General features: G+C 60.3%; 15 protein-coding genes. 9 read left to right on the forward strand and 6 right to left on the reverse strand.

Translation table 11 applies throughout. The annotated features are described in order from the left end of the window. Nucleotides 1-13 precede the first annotated feature (13 nt). Both PPGU16_RS38070 and PPGU16_RS38075 read right to left on the reverse strand, forming a co-directional pair. A complete protein-coding gene (locus PPGU16_RS38070; protein ID WP_180725959.1) occupies nucleotides 14-1318 on the reverse strand; it encodes an MFS transporter in 1305 nt (434 codons plus the stop codon). Nucleotides 1319-1442: 124 nt separating this feature from the next. Further along, entirely contained in the window at nucleotides 1443-1805 is a 363-nt protein-coding gene (locus tag PPGU16_RS38075; protein WP_243460702.1) for a RidA family protein, read from the reverse strand. Nucleotides 1806-2303: 498 nt separating this feature from the next. On the opposite strand from PPGU16_RS38075, the gene PPGU16_RS38080 reads away from it, so the two are divergent. After that, nucleotides 2304-3380 (forward strand): LacI family DNA-binding transcriptional regulator, encoded by a 1077-nt coding sequence (locus PPGU16_RS38080; RefSeq protein ID WP_180725961.1) that lies wholly within the window; start codon nucleotides 2304-2306, stop codon nucleotides 3378-3380. A 26-nt stretch (nucleotides 3381-3406) separates the two neighbouring features. Here the strand turns inward: PPGU16_RS38080 and PPGU16_RS38085 are convergent, their stop codons facing one another. After that, entirely contained in the window at nucleotides 3407-4147 is a 741-nt protein-coding gene (locus PPGU16_RS38085) for an SDR family NAD(P)-dependent oxidoreductase (RefSeq protein ID WP_180725962.1), read from the reverse strand. A gap of 73 nt (nucleotides 4148-4220) precedes the next feature. On the opposite strand from PPGU16_RS38085, the gene PPGU16_RS38090 reads away from it, so the two are divergent. The 4 genes from PPGU16_RS38090 to PPGU16_RS38105 all read left to right on the forward strand — a co-directional run bounded on the left by PPGU16_RS38090 (nucleotide 4221) and on the right by PPGU16_RS38105 (nucleotide 7475). Next, nucleotides 4221-5141, forward strand: coding sequence for a LysR family transcriptional regulator (locus tag PPGU16_RS38090; protein ID WP_180725963.1), 921 nt, complete (start codon nucleotides 4221-4223; stop codon nucleotides 5139-5141). A gap of 82 nt (nucleotides 5142-5223) precedes the next feature. Further along, a complete protein-coding gene (locus PPGU16_RS38095) occupies nucleotides 5224-5790 on the forward strand; it encodes a TetR/AcrR family transcriptional regulator (protein WP_180725964.1) in 567 nt (188 codons plus the stop codon). Between the two features lie 190 nt (nucleotides 5791-5980). Further along, on the forward strand, nucleotides 5981-6406 hold the full coding sequence (locus PPGU16_RS38100; protein ID WP_035993017.1) for an organic hydroperoxide resistance protein: 426 nt from the start codon (nucleotides 5981-5983) through the stop codon (nucleotides 6404-6406). Between the two features lie 40 nt (nucleotides 6407-6446). Continuing rightward, entirely contained in the window at nucleotides 6447-7475 is a 1029-nt protein-coding gene (locus PPGU16_RS38105; protein WP_180725965.1) for an alpha/beta hydrolase, read from the forward strand. A 55-nt stretch (nucleotides 7476-7530) separates the two neighbouring features. On the opposite strand, the gene PPGU16_RS38110 is transcribed toward PPGU16_RS38105, so the two are convergent. Beyond that, nucleotides 7531-8253: a haloacid dehalogenase type II gene (locus PPGU16_RS38110; RefSeq protein ID WP_180725966.1), complete on the reverse strand. Its 723-nt coding sequence runs from the start codon at nucleotides 8251-8253 to the stop codon at nucleotides 7531-7533. A gap of 31 nt (nucleotides 8254-8284) precedes the next feature. Next, nucleotides 8285-9583, reverse strand: coding sequence for an L-fuconate dehydratase (locus PPGU16_RS38115; protein ID WP_180725967.1), 1299 nt, complete (start codon nucleotides 9581-9583; stop codon nucleotides 8285-8287). A gap of 150 nt (nucleotides 9584-9733) precedes the next feature. Here PPGU16_RS38115 and PPGU16_RS38120 point away from each other — a divergent pair, with 150 nt between their 5' ends. The 4 genes from PPGU16_RS38120 to PPGU16_RS38135 all read left to right on the forward strand — a co-directional run bounded on the left by PPGU16_RS38120 (nucleotide 9734) and on the right by PPGU16_RS38135 (nucleotide 14131). Beyond that, nucleotides 9734-10495 carry a GntR family transcriptional regulator gene (locus tag PPGU16_RS38120; RefSeq protein ID WP_180725968.1) on the forward strand — a complete coding sequence of 254 codons (762 nt, stop codon included), beginning with the start codon at nucleotides 9734-9736 and terminating at the stop codon, nucleotides 10493-10495. Nucleotides 10496-10540: 45 nt separating this feature from the next. Further along, entirely contained in the window at nucleotides 10541-12052 is a 1512-nt protein-coding gene (locus PPGU16_RS38125; RefSeq protein WP_180725969.1) for a sugar ABC transporter ATP-binding protein, read from the forward strand. A 19-nt stretch (nucleotides 12053-12071) separates the two neighbouring features. Beyond that, nucleotides 12072-13097, forward strand: a complete 1026-nt coding sequence (locus tag PPGU16_RS38130; protein WP_180725970.1) for an ABC transporter permease — start codon at nucleotides 12072-12074, stop codon at nucleotides 13095-13097. Between the two features lie 92 nt (nucleotides 13098-13189). After that, a complete protein-coding gene (locus tag PPGU16_RS38135) occupies nucleotides 13190-14131 on the forward strand; it encodes an ABC transporter substrate-binding protein (RefSeq protein WP_180725971.1) in 942 nt (313 codons plus the stop codon). A 69-nt stretch (nucleotides 14132-14200) separates the two neighbouring features. On the opposite strand, the gene PPGU16_RS38140 is transcribed toward PPGU16_RS38135, so the two are convergent. Then, entirely contained in the window at nucleotides 14201-15166 is a 966-nt protein-coding gene (locus PPGU16_RS38140) for a GlxA family transcriptional regulator (protein ID WP_180725972.1), read from the reverse strand. Nucleotides 15167-15272: the final 106 nt, after the last annotated feature.

Consider the following 15272-nt stretch of genomic DNA (forward strand, 5'->3'; position numbering starts at 1 on the left):
CATGCCATCGTGACTATCTCCGGGTCGGACTTGCCGGCTCCAGCAAATCCATCTCGTCGAATGTCTCGTCGCGGAAGGCAACGCTTTTCAGATCCCGGCCACGTGTTTCGGGCAGGAAGCTCAAGGCAACCAGCGCGCAGAAATAGCCAATGAAACAGAACACGCCAATCGCGCTGACCAGACCCAGATGCTCAGCGGCTATGCCCACCAGCGCGACGCTCAGCGCACCAAGCGACTTGCCGGCGTTGTACGAAAAGCCCATGCATGTCGTTCGAATCTGCGTCGGGAACAGCTCCGACAACATCGGACCGATTCCAGCAAATGCGCCGTTGATGCCCATGCCGACGGGAAGCCCCAACGCCGCGAGCATCCACGCGTCCATGGGAATGAACAGATAACAGCCGGTGACGAACGCCGAGAAGAGACAGAACGCAATCGCTGTGGACCTGCGACCGAGCGAGTCGTTGAGGTAAGCGAAGCTCACTTGTCCGATGAACGATCCGACGCTCATCATCGTCACCATCAGTGCGACCGACGACACGGCCAGGTGACGGGACTGCACGAGCATCGTGGGCAGCCAGATCATGATGGCGTAACTGCTCGCCTGCAGCCCTGTCACGAGAAGCGCAGCGAGAAAGCTGGCGCGCCGGACATCCCGATGAAACGCGGAGCGCCATGTCGCAACAATCGCGCCGCCTGTCGCCTTCTTCATCTCGCGGAACATTTCCGGCTCCGGGATATATCGACGGATCAGCAGCACGACCACGCCGGGGATGACGCCAATCCAGAACGCCGACCTCCATGCAATCGATGAAGGGAGATTCGCCAGAAGCACGCCTGTCACCACTGCCGCAAGCGCCCAACCGACAGAGAAGCCGCTCTGTACCAGGCCAAGTGCTTTCCCTCTATGGACGGGATTGATGACCTCGGCCATCAGCGCCGCGCCAACGGCCCACTCCGCACCGAACCCCACACCCTGCAACGCACGCACGACCAGCAACTGGTGATACGAACCCGTAAAACCAGCAATGACGCTGAACCCTGTGAACCAGATGATCGACCCTGTCAGAACGCGTACGCGTCCATGCCGATCGCTCAAGATTCCGGAAATCCATCCGCCGATCGCCGCGGCGAGCAGCGACGACGTTGCAATCAGGCCTGCCTCGCCTTTGGAGAAATGCCACGCCGCCATCAGAGTCGGCAACAGAAACGCCAACACCTGGTTGTCGAAGCTATCCAGCGTCCAACCACAAAAGCATCCCCAGAACGTGCGCCGCTCTGCAGGGGCAGCGGCTCGATACCAATCAAATGCCTGCACCATGACCTCCTAAACTGGAACACCGCTGATGGGCAGTCCCCGTTTGCAGCGCCACTCGTCGCGACGGCGTGCTGGGGACATGCGCAACCTCGTTAGACCTGCGTTCTAGACTCGACCCGTCGTGTCATGCACCTCCGTCGCGCGTTTTGTACACATCGCCGCAAAGGGCGATCGCACTGATCTCCACCTGCGCCCCATAGTGCAATGGTCCGCACGGCACGACCGTGCGCGCTGGCGCGGGATCGCCGATCCACTCCCGGTAAATCTCGTTCACGCGCGGCCAGTTTTCGATGTCGGAAACGTAGATCTGCACGCTCAGCAGTTTTCTGATGTCGCTTCCTGCTGCAACGAGTATTTCCCGCACATTCGAGAGCGCCTGGCGGACCTGCGCATCGAGCCCTTCCGCAAGAACGACGTCGCCGTTGCCGTCCAGCACGGGCAGTTGCCCCGAGACAAAGACGAAGCCGTTTGCTTTGGTTGCTTGCACGTAATGCCCTCGCGGTAGAGGCGCTTTCGCAGTCACGATATGTTCGATCAACACGCTCACCATTGTGTAGACGTTGTGGAAAAGCTCATCTGGCTGCCATGAGCGCCGCAGCTGTCACGCGGTTCGTCGGCATCGCCACCTTCTTTCGAAAACGATTTCGATTGAAAGATAGCAGCCGTCCCGGAGAAATTCAAGAAGTTCGAAATCGATTTCGACGCCGCGTTCTGCGCCACGCAAGATTGCCATCGCTGTTGCAGCCATGCTCCACAAGCACCTCAGCCCTAATGGCACGGCCGTTCTCGCGACATGCTCTTCGGGGGAACGGCGGGTAAACACCGACGCCCGAGCGACCCGACGTATGGTCGAAACGCCCAAGGATCGAAATCGTTTTTGTCAGATCAGTCGCTGCCGACGATTAAAGGCGCACCGAGACGGGTAGAATGTCGAAAATCGTTTTCGGCGCGGCACCGAAAGGAAATCTTGGGGAGAACAGGCGGAATGAACATTCAGGAATTGGCGGCCACGCTCAAGCTTTCCGTCAGCACTGTGTCGAAGGCGTTGAACAACCGGGAAGACGTGAGCCCCGAGACTCGCAAGCGCGTACTCGAAGCGGCCGAGCGGCACGGGTTTTCTCCCGACCCCGCGGCACGCCGCTTGCGCCGGCAATCGGCCGATACGATCGCGTTCGTCGTATCGCCTCCGCAAACATCATTCGCGCACCCGTTCTTTCTGGATATGTTGATGGGTGTGAACGATGCGATGGATAACAGCGGTTTCCAGGTCATCGTCGCTTCCGCGCGAAGCGTGGAAACGGAAATCGACGTGTTCAAGCGCCTCATCGAGCGTCAACGCGTCGATGCACTTCTTTTCGGCCGCACCCGCAGGCAAGACGAACGCATTGCCTATCTGCTCGAGCGCGACATTCCGTTCGTCGCTTTCGGCCGAAGCGAGACATCCGACGATTACCCCTATGTCGACATCGATCATCACGTCGTGGGTCGCGCCGGTTGCGCACGATTCATCGCACTGGGTCATCGGCGGATCGCGCTCGTGCATGCGCCCGAGTATCTGATGTTCAGCCACCTCGAACACCAGGGCTACGCGGAAGCATTGCGCGCCGCGAAAATCCGCTTCGACAAGTCACTGTGTGTCGAAGCGGCAATATCCGAAGAAGGCGGAGCAGACGCCGCCCGCCGTCTGCTCGCGCTGCCGGATCCGCCTACGGCCATTGTGTGCGGGCATGATCTGATCGCGCTGGGTGTGCTGCGCGGTATCGCCGAAACTGGCCGGGTGCCCGGCCGCGACGTGGGTGTCATCGGCGGAGACAATCATCCGATTGGCCGCTATGTGCAGCCCGCGCTGACGACGTTTTCGGCCGAAACGCACCGCGCCGGCAAGCGCATGGCGGAGATGCTGCTCGCGCGGCTCGCGGGTACGCCGCCGCAGGAGCTTCAGGAAGTGTGGGCGCCGGAACTGATCATTCGTGCGTCCGACGGCCCGCATCGCGTCCCGGACGCGAGCGGCGCGGACAACAAAGCGGTCTCGCTCAAACGTTCACGCGCTGTTCAGGCGTAGGCCGCGCGGGCGCCGGTCCAGGCGAACTAGAAAACCAGACCGCCCGCGACATCGATGGTGGACCCCGTCACCCACGCGGCGTCATCCGATACCGCGAACGACACGGCTGCCGCGATATCCTTCGGCAGCCCGGCGCGGCCAAGCGGCGTCTTCGCAATGAACGGCTGAATGAGATCGCGCGGCAAGTGGCTGTTGCCCTCGGTCTCCGTGAACCCGGGCGCCACGCCGATCACGCGAATCTGCCGCGCGCCGAGTTCCATGCCGAGCGAGCGCGTCAGCACGTCGACAGCGCCCTTGGTCGCGCAATACACATGTGCCATCGGATTCGGGCTCTTCGCGACGCCGGAACTGATGTTCACCACCACGCCACCCTGAGGCAGCACGCGCGCCGCCGCTTGCGTCATCAGCAGCAGGCCGCGCACATTCACGCTGAAATGCCGGTCCATGCTTTCGGTCGTCAGCGTATCGAGCGAATCGATATCGTAGATGCCGGCGTTGTTCACGAGGATATCGAGCTTGCCGAACGCTTCCAGCGTTGCGTCGACGAGCGCCCTCGGCTCGCCCTCTTTCGCGACATCGGCGCGCACCGCAATCGCCGCGCCGCCTGCTGCAACGATGCGCGCGACGACGGCATCCGCATGTGAAGCGTCCCGCGTGTAGTTCACCACGACCTTCGCACCGTCTGCTGCGAGCCGTTCCGCGATGCCCGCGCCGATGCCCTTGGACGAACCCGTGACGATCGCCACCTTGCCTGCCAGTCGACTCATGCCCTGCTCCTTGATTGTGAAGTCAAACTGTATGCTAGGCTGCCCGAGTCACCCGATAAAGGCGCAAAGCAGGATGAACCATGAAGACGCGCTTCACAATCCCGCGAATTTGCCGGAACTGCTTCCTGGCATAGCGGCCTTCGCGCGGGTCGCCCATCACCGCAGTTTCACGAAGGCGGCGCACGAATTGGGCGTATCGACGTCGGCGCTCTCGCAGACGCTGCGCACGCTCGAAGCGCGCCTCGGCGTGCGGCTGCTCGAACGCTCGACACGCAAGGTCGGCCTGACCGAACTTGGCCAGCGCTTCCTGCAAAGCGCGCAGCCTGCGCTCGCGGCGCTGCGCGGCGCAGTCAACGAAGTGCACGACATGCGCGACAAACCCGCCGGGCTATTGCGCCTGAACGTGTCGCGCATCGCCGCCGAGATACTCGTGATGCCGCATCTCACGCCGTTTCTCGAAGCCTATCCGGACATCACAGTCGAGCTGCATTGCGACAATGCACTGATCGATATCGTCAGCGGAGGGTTCGACGCCGGTATCCGGCTTTCGGAAAACCTGTCGCAGGATGTCGTGGCCGTGCCGCTCGGCAGCACGCAGCGCCTCGCGACCGTGGCCGCGCCGCACTATTTGAGCGGACGAACCTTGCCGCGTGAACCGCGCGATCTCGCCGCGCATCGCTGCCTCAACGTGCGCCTGCAAAACGGCCTCTTCCGCTGGGCCTATCAGGCCGACGAGCGCGAGTTCAGCGTCGATACGCCAGGGCCGTTTCTGACCAACGACGGCGATCTGCTGCTCTCCGCGATTCGCAGCGGCGCGGGCATCGGTTGCACGCTGGAAGCCGTGATCGCCGACGACATCCGCGCCGGCCGCCTGATTCCGCTGCTCGAACCGTGGTGGCCGAGTTTTCCGGGCTTCCACCTCTACTATTCGAGCCGCGTGCATGTACCGCGCAAGCTACGTGCGTTCATCGACTTCATGCAGACGCGGTCGTGATTTGCGCCGCGATTGCACACGAACATGAAGCCTTCGAAAAAAGTGCTTGACTCTCTATCTAGCAGTAGATAAAGTTCAACCCATGGAACCGACCACTACAGTCCGCGATCAGATTCTGGAGCACGCCATCACGCTGATGATGCTGCGCGGCTACAACGGCTTTAGCTATCGCGATCTGTCGGAGCTGGTCGGGGTGAAGACTTCGAGCATCCACTATTACTTCCCGTCGAAAGACGACCTGGTGCTCGAAGCCGTCAGCCAGTACAGCAACGAGATTCTCGGCGCGCTCGGCTCCATCGATACTTCTCTTCCGGCGGATCAGAAGCTCGGCAAGTACACGAAGCTGTTTGGCAGAACCCTTGGCGAAGGCGACCAGATCTGCCTATGCGGCATGCTCGCCGCGGATATCGAGGCATTGCCCGATAACGTGCGCACAGCCGTGCAGGCATTCTTCAAGGCCAACGAAAGCTGGCTCGCGAAGGTGCTGGCGCAAGGCGTCAAGGAGCGCACGTTGCACGTCAACGGCAAGCCTGAAAATGCGGCGCGAGCACTGTACGCCGCTTATCAGGGCAGCGTGCTGGCAAGCCGGCTGTTCAGGACGAAGGCTCGGCTCGAAGACGTCGAGGCTTCATGGAAGGTTTCGAAGTAGCGGTATTCGAGGCGGTTGCGGTCGACCGCCTTTTGTTTGATCCCGTTGTCTATCTTCTAGTAGATAAATAACGGATACAAAGAGATGTTGTTGATGTACAGAGGTTTGCCATGTTGTCTATCTAGTAGTAGATAGCAAATCGATTCAATCTTGCAGGTTCACTCAACTATTGCCAGTCAGGAGTTACATCATGTCGATCGAAAAAGTTCTGTACCGCGCCCACGCTCATGCAACGGGAGGCCGCGACGGCCGCGCCGTCGTCCCCGAAGGCAAACTCGATTTCAAGCTGGTCACGCCGCGTGAACTCGGCGGCGCGGGCGGCGAAGGCGCGAATCCGGAACAGCTGTTCGCGGCCGGCTATAGCGCATGTTTCCTCGGCGCGATGAAGTTCGTCGCGGCGCGCGACAAGACCGCGATCCCCGCGGACGTATCGATCGACGGCAGCGTCGGCATCGGCGCGATTCCGAATGGCTTCGGCATCGAAGTGGAACTGAAGATTTCGCTGCCCGGCATGCCCCGCGACGCCGCTCAGGCGCTGATCGACAAGGCCCACATCGTATGCCCGTACTCGAATGCAACGCGCGGCAACATCGACGTCACGTTGACGCTGGTTTGATCGACTTCGCCTGATAAACAGAACACTGGAGCGTAAAAAAATGAAAGCCCTGAAGCCACTCGTCCTTGCCGCCGTTCTCGCAGCAAACGCCGCAATTGCCGTCGCCGCGACACCCGTCACGCAACCGACGCCCGATCGCGTCACCACGGGATTCCTCAAGCAGCTCAACAGCGGCACGGGTCCTGCCCTCAACACGCTGCCGCCCGCAAAGGCGCGTCAGGTGCTGGTCGATGCGCAGAACAGCGTGAAGGTCGACCTGTCGGGCATCGACGTGTCGAACCGCACCATCGAAGAGGACGGGATCAGCGTGCCGATTACGATCGTGCGCCCGCAAGGCGCGACGGGCACGCTGCCGGTGTTCATGTTCTTCCATGGCGGCGGCTGGATCCTTGGTGATTTCCCGACCCACGAACGACTCGTGCGTGACCTCGTCGTGCAATCCGGCGCAGTGGCCGTGTTCGTGAATTACACGCCGTCGCCCGAGGCTCGTTACCCCGTCGCGATCAATCAGGCGTATGCCGCGACGAAGTGGGTCTCCGAGCACGGCAACGACATCGGCGTGGACGGCAGCCGCCTCGCCGTGGTGGGCAACAGCGTGGGCGGTAACATGGCCGCCGTCGTCAGCCTGATGGCGAAGGACAAGCATGGTCCGCAAATCCGCTTCCAGGGCTTGATGTGGCCCGTCACCGATGCCAACTTCAACGATGGCTCGTACCTCGCGTATCGCGACAAGCACTTCCTGACCCGCGCGATGATGCAGTGGTTCTGGGACGCGTACACGAAGGACCCGGCACAGCGCGCGCAGATTTACGCATCGCCGTTGCGTGCGTCTGAGGAAGAGTTGAAGGGTCTGCCGCCTGCGCTGATTCAGGTCGCGCAATTCGACGTGCTGCGTGACGAAGGCGAAGCCTATGGACGCAAGCTCGATGCAGCGGGCAACGAAGTCACGACGACACGCTACAACGGCACGATCCACGATTTCGGTCTGCTCAACGCACTCGCTGCCGATGCGCCGACACAGGCCGCAACGAAGCAACTCGCGAATGAGATCAAGACGCGCCTGAAGTAATCGCGGTTTGTTTCAACGGCATGATGGGCTTGCGCGCCATCATGCCGTGTTTCGTTCACCCGCCAAGCTGTTTCGCCAGATTCACGAGGTCGTTGGCGACCCAATCCCAATTCCCTTGCGCCTGTAGATCGGTTGTTTGCGACGCGCCGTGTTCATGGGGACGTGCGATGAACGCGGTTCTCAACCCGCATTTCTGTGCCGCCGCAAGATCGCTATTGTGCGCGGCGACCATGCATACCTCTTCAGGCGATAACGCCAGAATCTCCGCCGTGCGCAAATACGCTTCGGGCGATGGCTTATACGCTTGCGCCACTTCCGCGCCGAGAATCGCGTCCCATGGCAGGCCGCCGTGTTTTGCCATATCGACCATCAGCCTGACATTGCCGTTCGACAACGGCGCAATGATGTATCGCGACTTGAGCCGCGTGAGTCCTTCTACGGTATCCGGCCATGGATCGAGCCGATGCCACGCCAGATTGAGATCGTCGAGTTCCGTAGTCTCGACCTGTCCGGCGTCGATGCCGAATTCGCGCAACACGGCTTCGAGGTTCTCACGGTGCAATACATCGAGCTTCGTGAACGCACGCTCGCCGCTGCGGACCCGTTGCATCGCGGGCTGATAGTGCGCGCGCCACGCATCTGCGAATGCTTCAGCTTCCTGCGCGCTTCGTCCATGCCTCTGCAGAAATGCGGCCGCTTCACGCGCAACGCCGCCTCGCCAATCGACTAGCGTGCCGAATACATCGAATACGCAGGCCTTTACGTCCGCTGTAGTCATGTGGCAATCCAGTTTTAGTTACTCGACGGCCTCAAGGCTGCCATGCCTCGCCATCGGGGAATACATAGGTGTCGAGTGACGGTGCCTTCATCTCGATGCTGTATCCCGGCTTTTGCGGCGGCATATAGTGGCCATTGCGAATGACGACGGGATCGACGAAATGCTCATGCAGATGATCGACATATTCGAGCACACGGTTTTCCAGCGACGCCGACACGCAGATATAGTCGAATAGCGAAATGTGCTGCACGTACTCGCACAATCCGACACCACCCGCATGCGGGCACACAGGCACGCCGAACTTCGCCGCCATCAGCAGCACGACGAGTACTTCATTCAGTCCGCCCAGACGACAACTATCGACCTGACAGAAATCGATCGCCTCAGCCTGCAATAACTGCTTGAACATCACACGGTTCTGGCAGTGCTCGCCCGTGGCGACACCGATCGTTCCCAACCGCCGACGAATGGCTGCGTGACCGAGCACATCGTCGGGACTCGTCGGTTCTTCGATCCACCATGGGTCGAACTCTGCAAGACGCCGCATGTTCGCGACGGCTTCATCGACGTCCCACACCTGATTCGCATCCATCATCAGCTTCAGGTTCTCGCCGATCTCTTCGCGCAGGATGCGCGCGCGCCGCACATCTTCTTCGAGATTGCCGCCGACCTTCTGCTTGAAATGCGTCCATCCCTGCGCCACACCTTCACGTGCGAGCCTGCGGATCTTGTCGTCGTCATAGCCCAGCCAGCCCGCTGATGTCGTATAAGCCGGATAGCCTTGCGCAAGCATTTCCTTTTCGCGTTCGCCTTTCGTCTTCGCGTGGCGATTCAATAGCGCCAGCGCTTCGTAAGGTGTGATCGCATCCGTCACGTAACGAAAGTCCAGACAGCGCATGAGTTCTTCCGGGCTCATGTCGACAAGCAGTTTCCACACAGGCTTGCCAACCGATTTCGCCCACAGGTCCCATACGGCATTCACGACAGCGGCTGTCGCCAGATGAATGGCGCCCTTGTCGGGACCGATCCAGCGCAACTGACTATCCGAGGTAAAGGCGCGCCAGAATGCGCCCATATTCGCGGCGATATCTTCGAGCTTCTTGCCGACGATCAGCGGCGTCAACGCATTCACCGCTGTCACGCAGATTTCATTGCCGCGCCCGATCGTAAACGTCAGCCCGTGGCCGGTGAGTGGTTGCGGCGAATCGGTTTCGAGCGTGACGTACGTGGCGGAATAGTCCGGCGCGGCATTCATTGCGTCGGAGCCATCGAGAGAACGGGAAGTGGGGAAACGAATGTCGCGAACGGACAGCCTCGTGATCGTGGTCATCTGAGCACCCTCCAGGGATGGCTACCGGCATTGACCTGCTAGCGAAGACGAACCGCATGATGCGTGCATTGCCGGTATAGATCCGGGTACACCCTGATAAGACCTACCAGGCGTTTGCACGCGTTGACAACGCTCAATCCACTTCCTAGCATGCTAGCATGTCTTCTGGAAATCAAGCGTGCCGTGAGCTCTTCGTCAGATGTAGCGAATGCCGCCAGTAATCCGTATGTCGCACTGCAAAAGGTCAAAGGCGGCGAGCGAGGCAGCCTGACCGACGCGGTGGAACTGGCGCTGAGAGAAGCGATCGTGACATTGGTGCTGGAACCCGGAATGATGATCGACAAGCTCGCCGTGTGCGAGCGCATGGGCGTATCGCGCTTTCCGGTTTCCGCCGCATTGGCGAGGCTCGAACATGCGGGCCTCGTCGAAGTTCTGCCGCAGCGCGGCACGCGCGTCAAACCCATCGCGCTTCACGACATACACCAGCATCTGTTCATACGCAGCGCGCTAGAGGTCGAAACGGTGCGCGCCGTCGCGCTGATGCGGAACGCCGCGACAATCGACGCGCTCGCCGTCAATCTCGATCAGCAGCGCGACGTCGCCGGCAACGGAGAGCGTTTGACGTTTCATGTACTCGATCTGGCTTTTCACGAAATCATGCTCGACGCGGTGAATTTGCCGCGCGTAAAGGAAATCGTCGCTGTATCGCGCAATGCACTGGATCGCGCAAGACAATTGTTAGCAAGTCCGGAGCGCCTCGCGCATACGCTCGATGAGCATGAGCGCATCTTCGCGGCGATCCGCGCCGGAAACGCCGATACGGCTGCAAAAGCCATGCACGATCATCTCGACGAGGTGGTCGCCGAATTGCACCGGTCCGCGCAAGAAAGACCCGATCTTTTCGCACCTTAAGGACAAGGCCATGTCTCTGGCTTCTCTTTGCACGACTGCCGCGCCATGACACCGCTCATTTCCGTCAGCAAGCTCAACAAGAGCTTTCCCGGCGTGAGGGCACTGCACGAAGTGCAGTTCGAGCTCATGGCGGGCGAAGTGCATGCGCTGATGGGCGAGAACGGCGCAGGCAAGTCCACGCTGATGAAGATTCTCGCCGGCGTGTACACGCGCGATTCCGGCGAAATGCTCTACGACGGCAAGCCCGTCGATTTCACCAGCCCGCGCGAAGCCCAGGCGGCAGGCATCGGCATCATTCATCAGGAACTTCAGCTGATGAATCATCTGACCGTCGCGCAGAACATGTTCATTGGCCGCGAGCCGCGCGGGCGCCTGGGCCTGTTTCTCGACGAAGACAAACTCAACGCGCAGGCTCGCGAGATCCTCGCGCGCATGCATGTGAATCTCGATCCGCGTACCGTCGTCGAGTCGCTGACGGTCGCGAGCCAGCAGATGGTCGAGATCGCGAAGGCCCTGTCGTTCGATTCGCGCGTGCTCATCATGGACGAGCCGACCTCCGCGCTCAACGACGCGGAGATTGCCGAGCTTTTCCGCATCATCCGTCAGCTGAAGGAACGCGGCGTCGGCATCATCTACATCTCGCACAAGATGGATGAGCTCAAGCAGATCTCCGATCGCGTCACCGTGATGCGCGACGGCGAGTATGTGGCCACGGTTTCGACGGCCGACACGACTGTGGCCACGATCATCGGCATGATGGTGGGCCGCACGCTCGCCGACGTCACGCCCTATCAAGGAGACGAATGCACGGGCGATATCGCGCTCGAGGTGAAGCATCTGAACGCCGGTCCACTCGTCAGGGACGTGAGCTTCACGCTGCGCAAGGGCGAGATATTGGGCTTTGCGGGTTTGATGGGCGCGGGCCGCACGGAAGTCGCGCGCGCGGTATTCGGCGCGGACCCGATCGAGTCGGGCGATATCTTCGTGAAAGGCGTGAAAGCGCTCATCAAAAGACCCTGCAATGCCGTCGCGCACAGCATCGGCTATCTCTCCGAGGACCGCAAACGCTTCGGTCTCGCGACGGGCATGGACGTCGAATCGAACATCGTGATGTCGGATCTCGGCAAATTCCTGTCACTGCGTGTGTTCCTCCGTCGCGCGCAGATACGCAAGCGGGCTTCGCATTTCATCAATCTGCTCGCCATTCGCACGCCGTCTCCTACACAGCCTGTCCGACTGCTGTCGGGCGGCAATCAGCAAAAGATCGTCATTGCGAAATGGCTGGAGCGCGACTGCGACGTACTGTTCTTCGACGAGCCGACGCGCGGCATCGATGTCGGCGCAAAGAGCGAGATCTACAAGCTGTTGCGCTCGCTCGCCGCGCAAGGCAAGGCGATCGTGATGATCTCGTCGGAATTGCCGGAAATTCTGCGCATGAGCGACCGTATCGTGGTGATGTGCGAAGGCCGCATTACTGGCGAGCTTTCCGCCAGCGAGGCCACGCAGGAAAGCATCATGCATCTCGCGACGCAGCGCGAATCCCTGAAAACAGCATGAGCCTGAAGAGGTCGGATCGATGACATCGCAATCGGATACCGCGGCACTGTCCAACGAAAGAAGATTATCGGGCTTCAGGGCCCGTCTTTTCTCGCCGACGGCTTTGCAAAAGCTGCTCGCGTTCACAAGCCTGATATTGCTGCTGATCTTTTTCAGCTTTGCGTCCCCTGCGTTCATGCAGATGGACAACATCCTCGGCATTCTGCAAGCGACGGCCGTCAATGGTGTGCTGGCCATTGCCAGTACTTTCGTCATTATCACGGGCGGCATCGATCTGTCCGTCGGCACGCTGATGACATTTACGGCCGTCATCTGCGGCGTATTCCTGACGTACTGGCATTTGCCGATGTGGATGGGCGTACTCGCCGCCATCGCGACGGGCGCAGTGTGCGGCACGATTTCGGGCACGTTGACGGCGAAAATGAAAATACCGCCGTTCATTGCGACGTTGGGCATGATGCTGCTGCTCAAAGGACTTTCGCTCGTCGTATCGGTCGATAAGCCGATCTATTTCACCGACACAGAGAACTTCTACATGATCTCGCAAGATTCTCTGATCGCGTATTTCCTGCCCAGTGTCCCCGTGCCGAATGCCGTCCTGATTCTGTTCGTGCTCGCCATCGTCAGTTCGATCACGCTGAATCGCACGGCGCTCGGCCGTTACACGTTCGCGCTCGGCAGCAATGAAGAAGCCGTGCGTCTGTCGGGTGTCAACGTCGACAGATGGAAGATTGCGATTTACGGTCTGGGCGGCGCGATTTGCGGCATTGCTGGATTGCTGATCGCATCGCGTTTGAATTCGGCGCAACCGGCCCTCGGCCAGGGCTACGAACTGGAAGCGATTGCGGCAGTGGTGATTGGCGGCACGTCGCTGAGCGGCGGTTCGGGCACGATACTCGGCACGATCATCGGCGCATTCATCATGAGCGTGCTGACCAACGGCTTGCGCATCATGTCGGTTGCACAGGAATGGCAGATCGTGGTGACAGGTCTCATCATCATTCTCGCCGTGTACGCCGACATCTTGCGACGCCGGAAACGCTGAGCTTGCACAAAGAATAGAAATCAAAGAAAGGAGAGTACCGGAAGGCTCTCTCAACGGCTGGAGGTCAATAGCCACCTTAGGAGGAGAAAACCATGTTGAAAAGAAAAGTACTCAGTATCGCGATCGGTGTCGGCGCACTCGTCGGTGCGAGCAGTCTGGCGTACGCGGACGAGCCCTACATTCCGCTGATTTCAAAAGGCTTCCAGCATCAGTTCTGGCAGGCCGTGAAATCGGGCGCGGAGCAATCCGCGAAGGAAAACAACGTGCGCATCACGTTCGAAGGCCCGGAAACGGAGGCGATGGTCGATAAACAGATCGACATGTTGTCGGCTGCGCTCGCGAAGAAACCGCAGGCACTCGGCATTGCCGCGCTCGACAGCAAGGCAGCCATTCCGCTGCTCAAGCGTGCGCAGTCCAGCAAGATTCCCGTCATCGCGTTCGACTCGGGCGTCGACAGCGATATTCCGCTGACCACGTGCGCGACGGATAACCTTGCGGCCGCTGCGCTCGCCGCGGACAAGATGGCCGGGATGATCGGCAATACGGGCGAAGTCGGCGTCATCGTTCACGACCAGACGAGCCGCACGGGCATCGACCGGCGCGACGGCTTCCTGAACGAAATGAAGTCGAAGCATCCGAACATCAAGATCGTTTCGGTGCAATACGGTGGCGGCGATCACCTGAAATCGGCGGAGATTGCCAAGGCGATGATTCAGGCCAATCCGAACATCAAAGGCATTTTCGGCGCCAACGAAGGTTCGGCGGAAGGCGCGGCCATCGGCGTGAAGGAATCGGGCAAGAAACTGGTGCTGATCGGCTACGACTCGGGCAAGGAACAGAAAGAGGACATCATGTCCGGCCTGATGGCGGGCGCGATTACGCAAAACCCGGTTGGGATCGGCAAATGCGTGATCGATTCGGCCGTGAAAGCGCTCAAGGGCGAGAAGCTGCCGAAGAAAGTCGATACCGGTTTTTACTGGTACGACAAGTCAAACATGAATGATCCGAAGATCGCTGCTGTGCTCTATGACTAAGTAGCGTGCGATGAAAGAGGAAGGTTCGAGACCTTCCTCTTTTTTTATCGAACGCCGCATAGATTGCTGTTACCGCAAATCCGCGCGCAACTCGCGCACGCCCCGCCCCAAACGCTGACGTAACAAGGTTCTCAGCGTCGCGCCGTCGACATAACCCACTTCGGCCGCAATCGCTTCGAGATCGAGACCGCTGCCATGAAGCAGCGATTGCGCGCGTTCGACGCGCAAGTCCTGAAAGTACGCGAGCGGCGATTTTCCCAGCACTTCCTGGCAGCGGCGCTGCAACGTCCGCGCGCTCGTCGCCAGCGCATTGGCGGCATCCTGCAGCGAGAAACCCTCCTTCAGATGGTCTCGCGACCATCGTTCGAAACGCTGCATCAACGGGTCCGCGAGCGCCAGATGATTGGGAATGATGTACGGCGCCTGCAGCGAGCGGATATCGGCTAGCAGGTAACGCGAAACGAGCGTTGCCAGTTCCGGACTCGCCTTTCGGATCAGGCAGAGCGTGAGATCGAGATGCCCTAATGCTGCGCCCGCCGTCACGCCGATATCGGTCGCAACGAGCATGCGCGTTTCGTCGAGCGAGACCTTCGGATAGCGTTGCCGGAATAGCGGTGCGAGCGACCAGGTCGATGTCGCTTCACGATGATCGAGCAGACCCGCTTCGGCAAGCAGAAAGGTGCCGATACAGGAAGCGGCAATCAGAGCACCTTCGGCGCGCCACTTCACCAGTTGCGCGGTGGCCTGCTTCACGTCCGCCCGATCCAGCGCGGGAATCAGTTCATCCGGCGTGGTCTTGCCGAGCGCGGGGACGATGACCCAGTCCGGCTTCAGGTCCGGCGTGATCGCCTGCACGGGAATCGTGAAGCCCTGTCCCGAGCGCACACGCTTGCGCACGCCCACGACGGTCACGTTGAATTTGGGCGTGGCGCCCATCATGCGGGAAGCGAGCTTGTTCGCGGCGCCGAGCGCGTCGAGCGTAACGGCGAGCCCTGTGTCGAACAGTCCATCGAGTGCGAGCACGGTGATGCGCATGGCGTAAATGACCCTAACGTTGTCATATGCGACGATACCGCCTTTTCCGGCTGAAGGCCAGATCTGATTGCCGATCGCGCGACGCGCCTGGAAAGAGGCTCGCAAT

Origin of the sequence: Paraburkholderia largidicola, from assembly GCF_013426895.1 — a bacterium.
Lineage (GTDB): Bacteria > Pseudomonadota > Gammaproteobacteria > Burkholderiales > Burkholderiaceae > Paraburkholderia > Paraburkholderia largidicola.

What these genes read in the sequence shown, in the direction of transcription:
- PPGU16_RS38140 (WP_180725972.1), bottom strand. Translation starts at nt 15,166, where the DNA reads ATGCGCATCACCGTGCTCGCACTCGATGGACTGTTCGACACAGGGCTC.
- PPGU16_RS38115 (WP_180725967.1), bottom strand. Translation starts at nt 9,583, where the DNA reads ATGACCACGATCACGAGGCTGTCCGTTCGCGACATTCGTTTCCCCACT.
- PPGU16_RS38105 (WP_180725965.1), top strand. Translation starts at nt 6,447, where the DNA reads ATGAAAGCCCTGAAGCCACTCGTCCTTGCCGCCGTTCTCGCAGCAAAC.
- PPGU16_RS38135 (WP_180725971.1), top strand. Translation starts at nt 13,190, where the DNA reads ATGTTGAAAAGAAAAGTACTCAGTATCGCGATCGGTGTCGGCGCACTC.
- PPGU16_RS38085 (WP_180725962.1), bottom strand. Translation starts at nt 4,147, where the DNA reads ATGAGTCGACTGGCAGGCAAGGTGGCGATCGTCACGGGTTCGTCCAAG.
- PPGU16_RS38095 (WP_180725964.1), top strand. Translation starts at nt 5,224, where the DNA reads ATGGAACCGACCACTACAGTCCGCGATCAGATTCTGGAGCACGCCATC.
- PPGU16_RS38130 (WP_180725970.1), top strand. Translation starts at nt 12,072, where the DNA reads ATGACATCGCAATCGGATACCGCGGCACTGTCCAACGAAAGAAGATTA.
- PPGU16_RS38120 (WP_180725968.1), top strand. Translation starts at nt 9,734, where the DNA reads ATGCTAGCATGTCTTCTGGAAATCAAGCGTGCCGTGAGCTCTTCGTCA.
- PPGU16_RS38090 (WP_180725963.1), top strand. Translation starts at nt 4,221, where the DNA reads ATGAACCATGAAGACGCGCTTCACAATCCCGCGAATTTGCCGGAACTG.
- PPGU16_RS38100 (WP_035993017.1), top strand. Translation starts at nt 5,981, where the DNA reads ATGTCGATCGAAAAAGTTCTGTACCGCGCCCACGCTCATGCAACGGGA.
- PPGU16_RS38125 (WP_180725969.1), top strand. Translation starts at nt 10,541, where the DNA reads ATGACACCGCTCATTTCCGTCAGCAAGCTCAACAAGAGCTTTCCCGGC.
- PPGU16_RS38110 (WP_180725966.1), bottom strand. Translation starts at nt 8,253, where the DNA reads ATGACTACAGCGGACGTAAAGGCCTGCGTATTCGATGTATTCGGCACG.
- PPGU16_RS38080 (WP_180725961.1), top strand. Translation starts at nt 2,304, where the DNA reads ATGAACATTCAGGAATTGGCGGCCACGCTCAAGCTTTCCGTCAGCACT.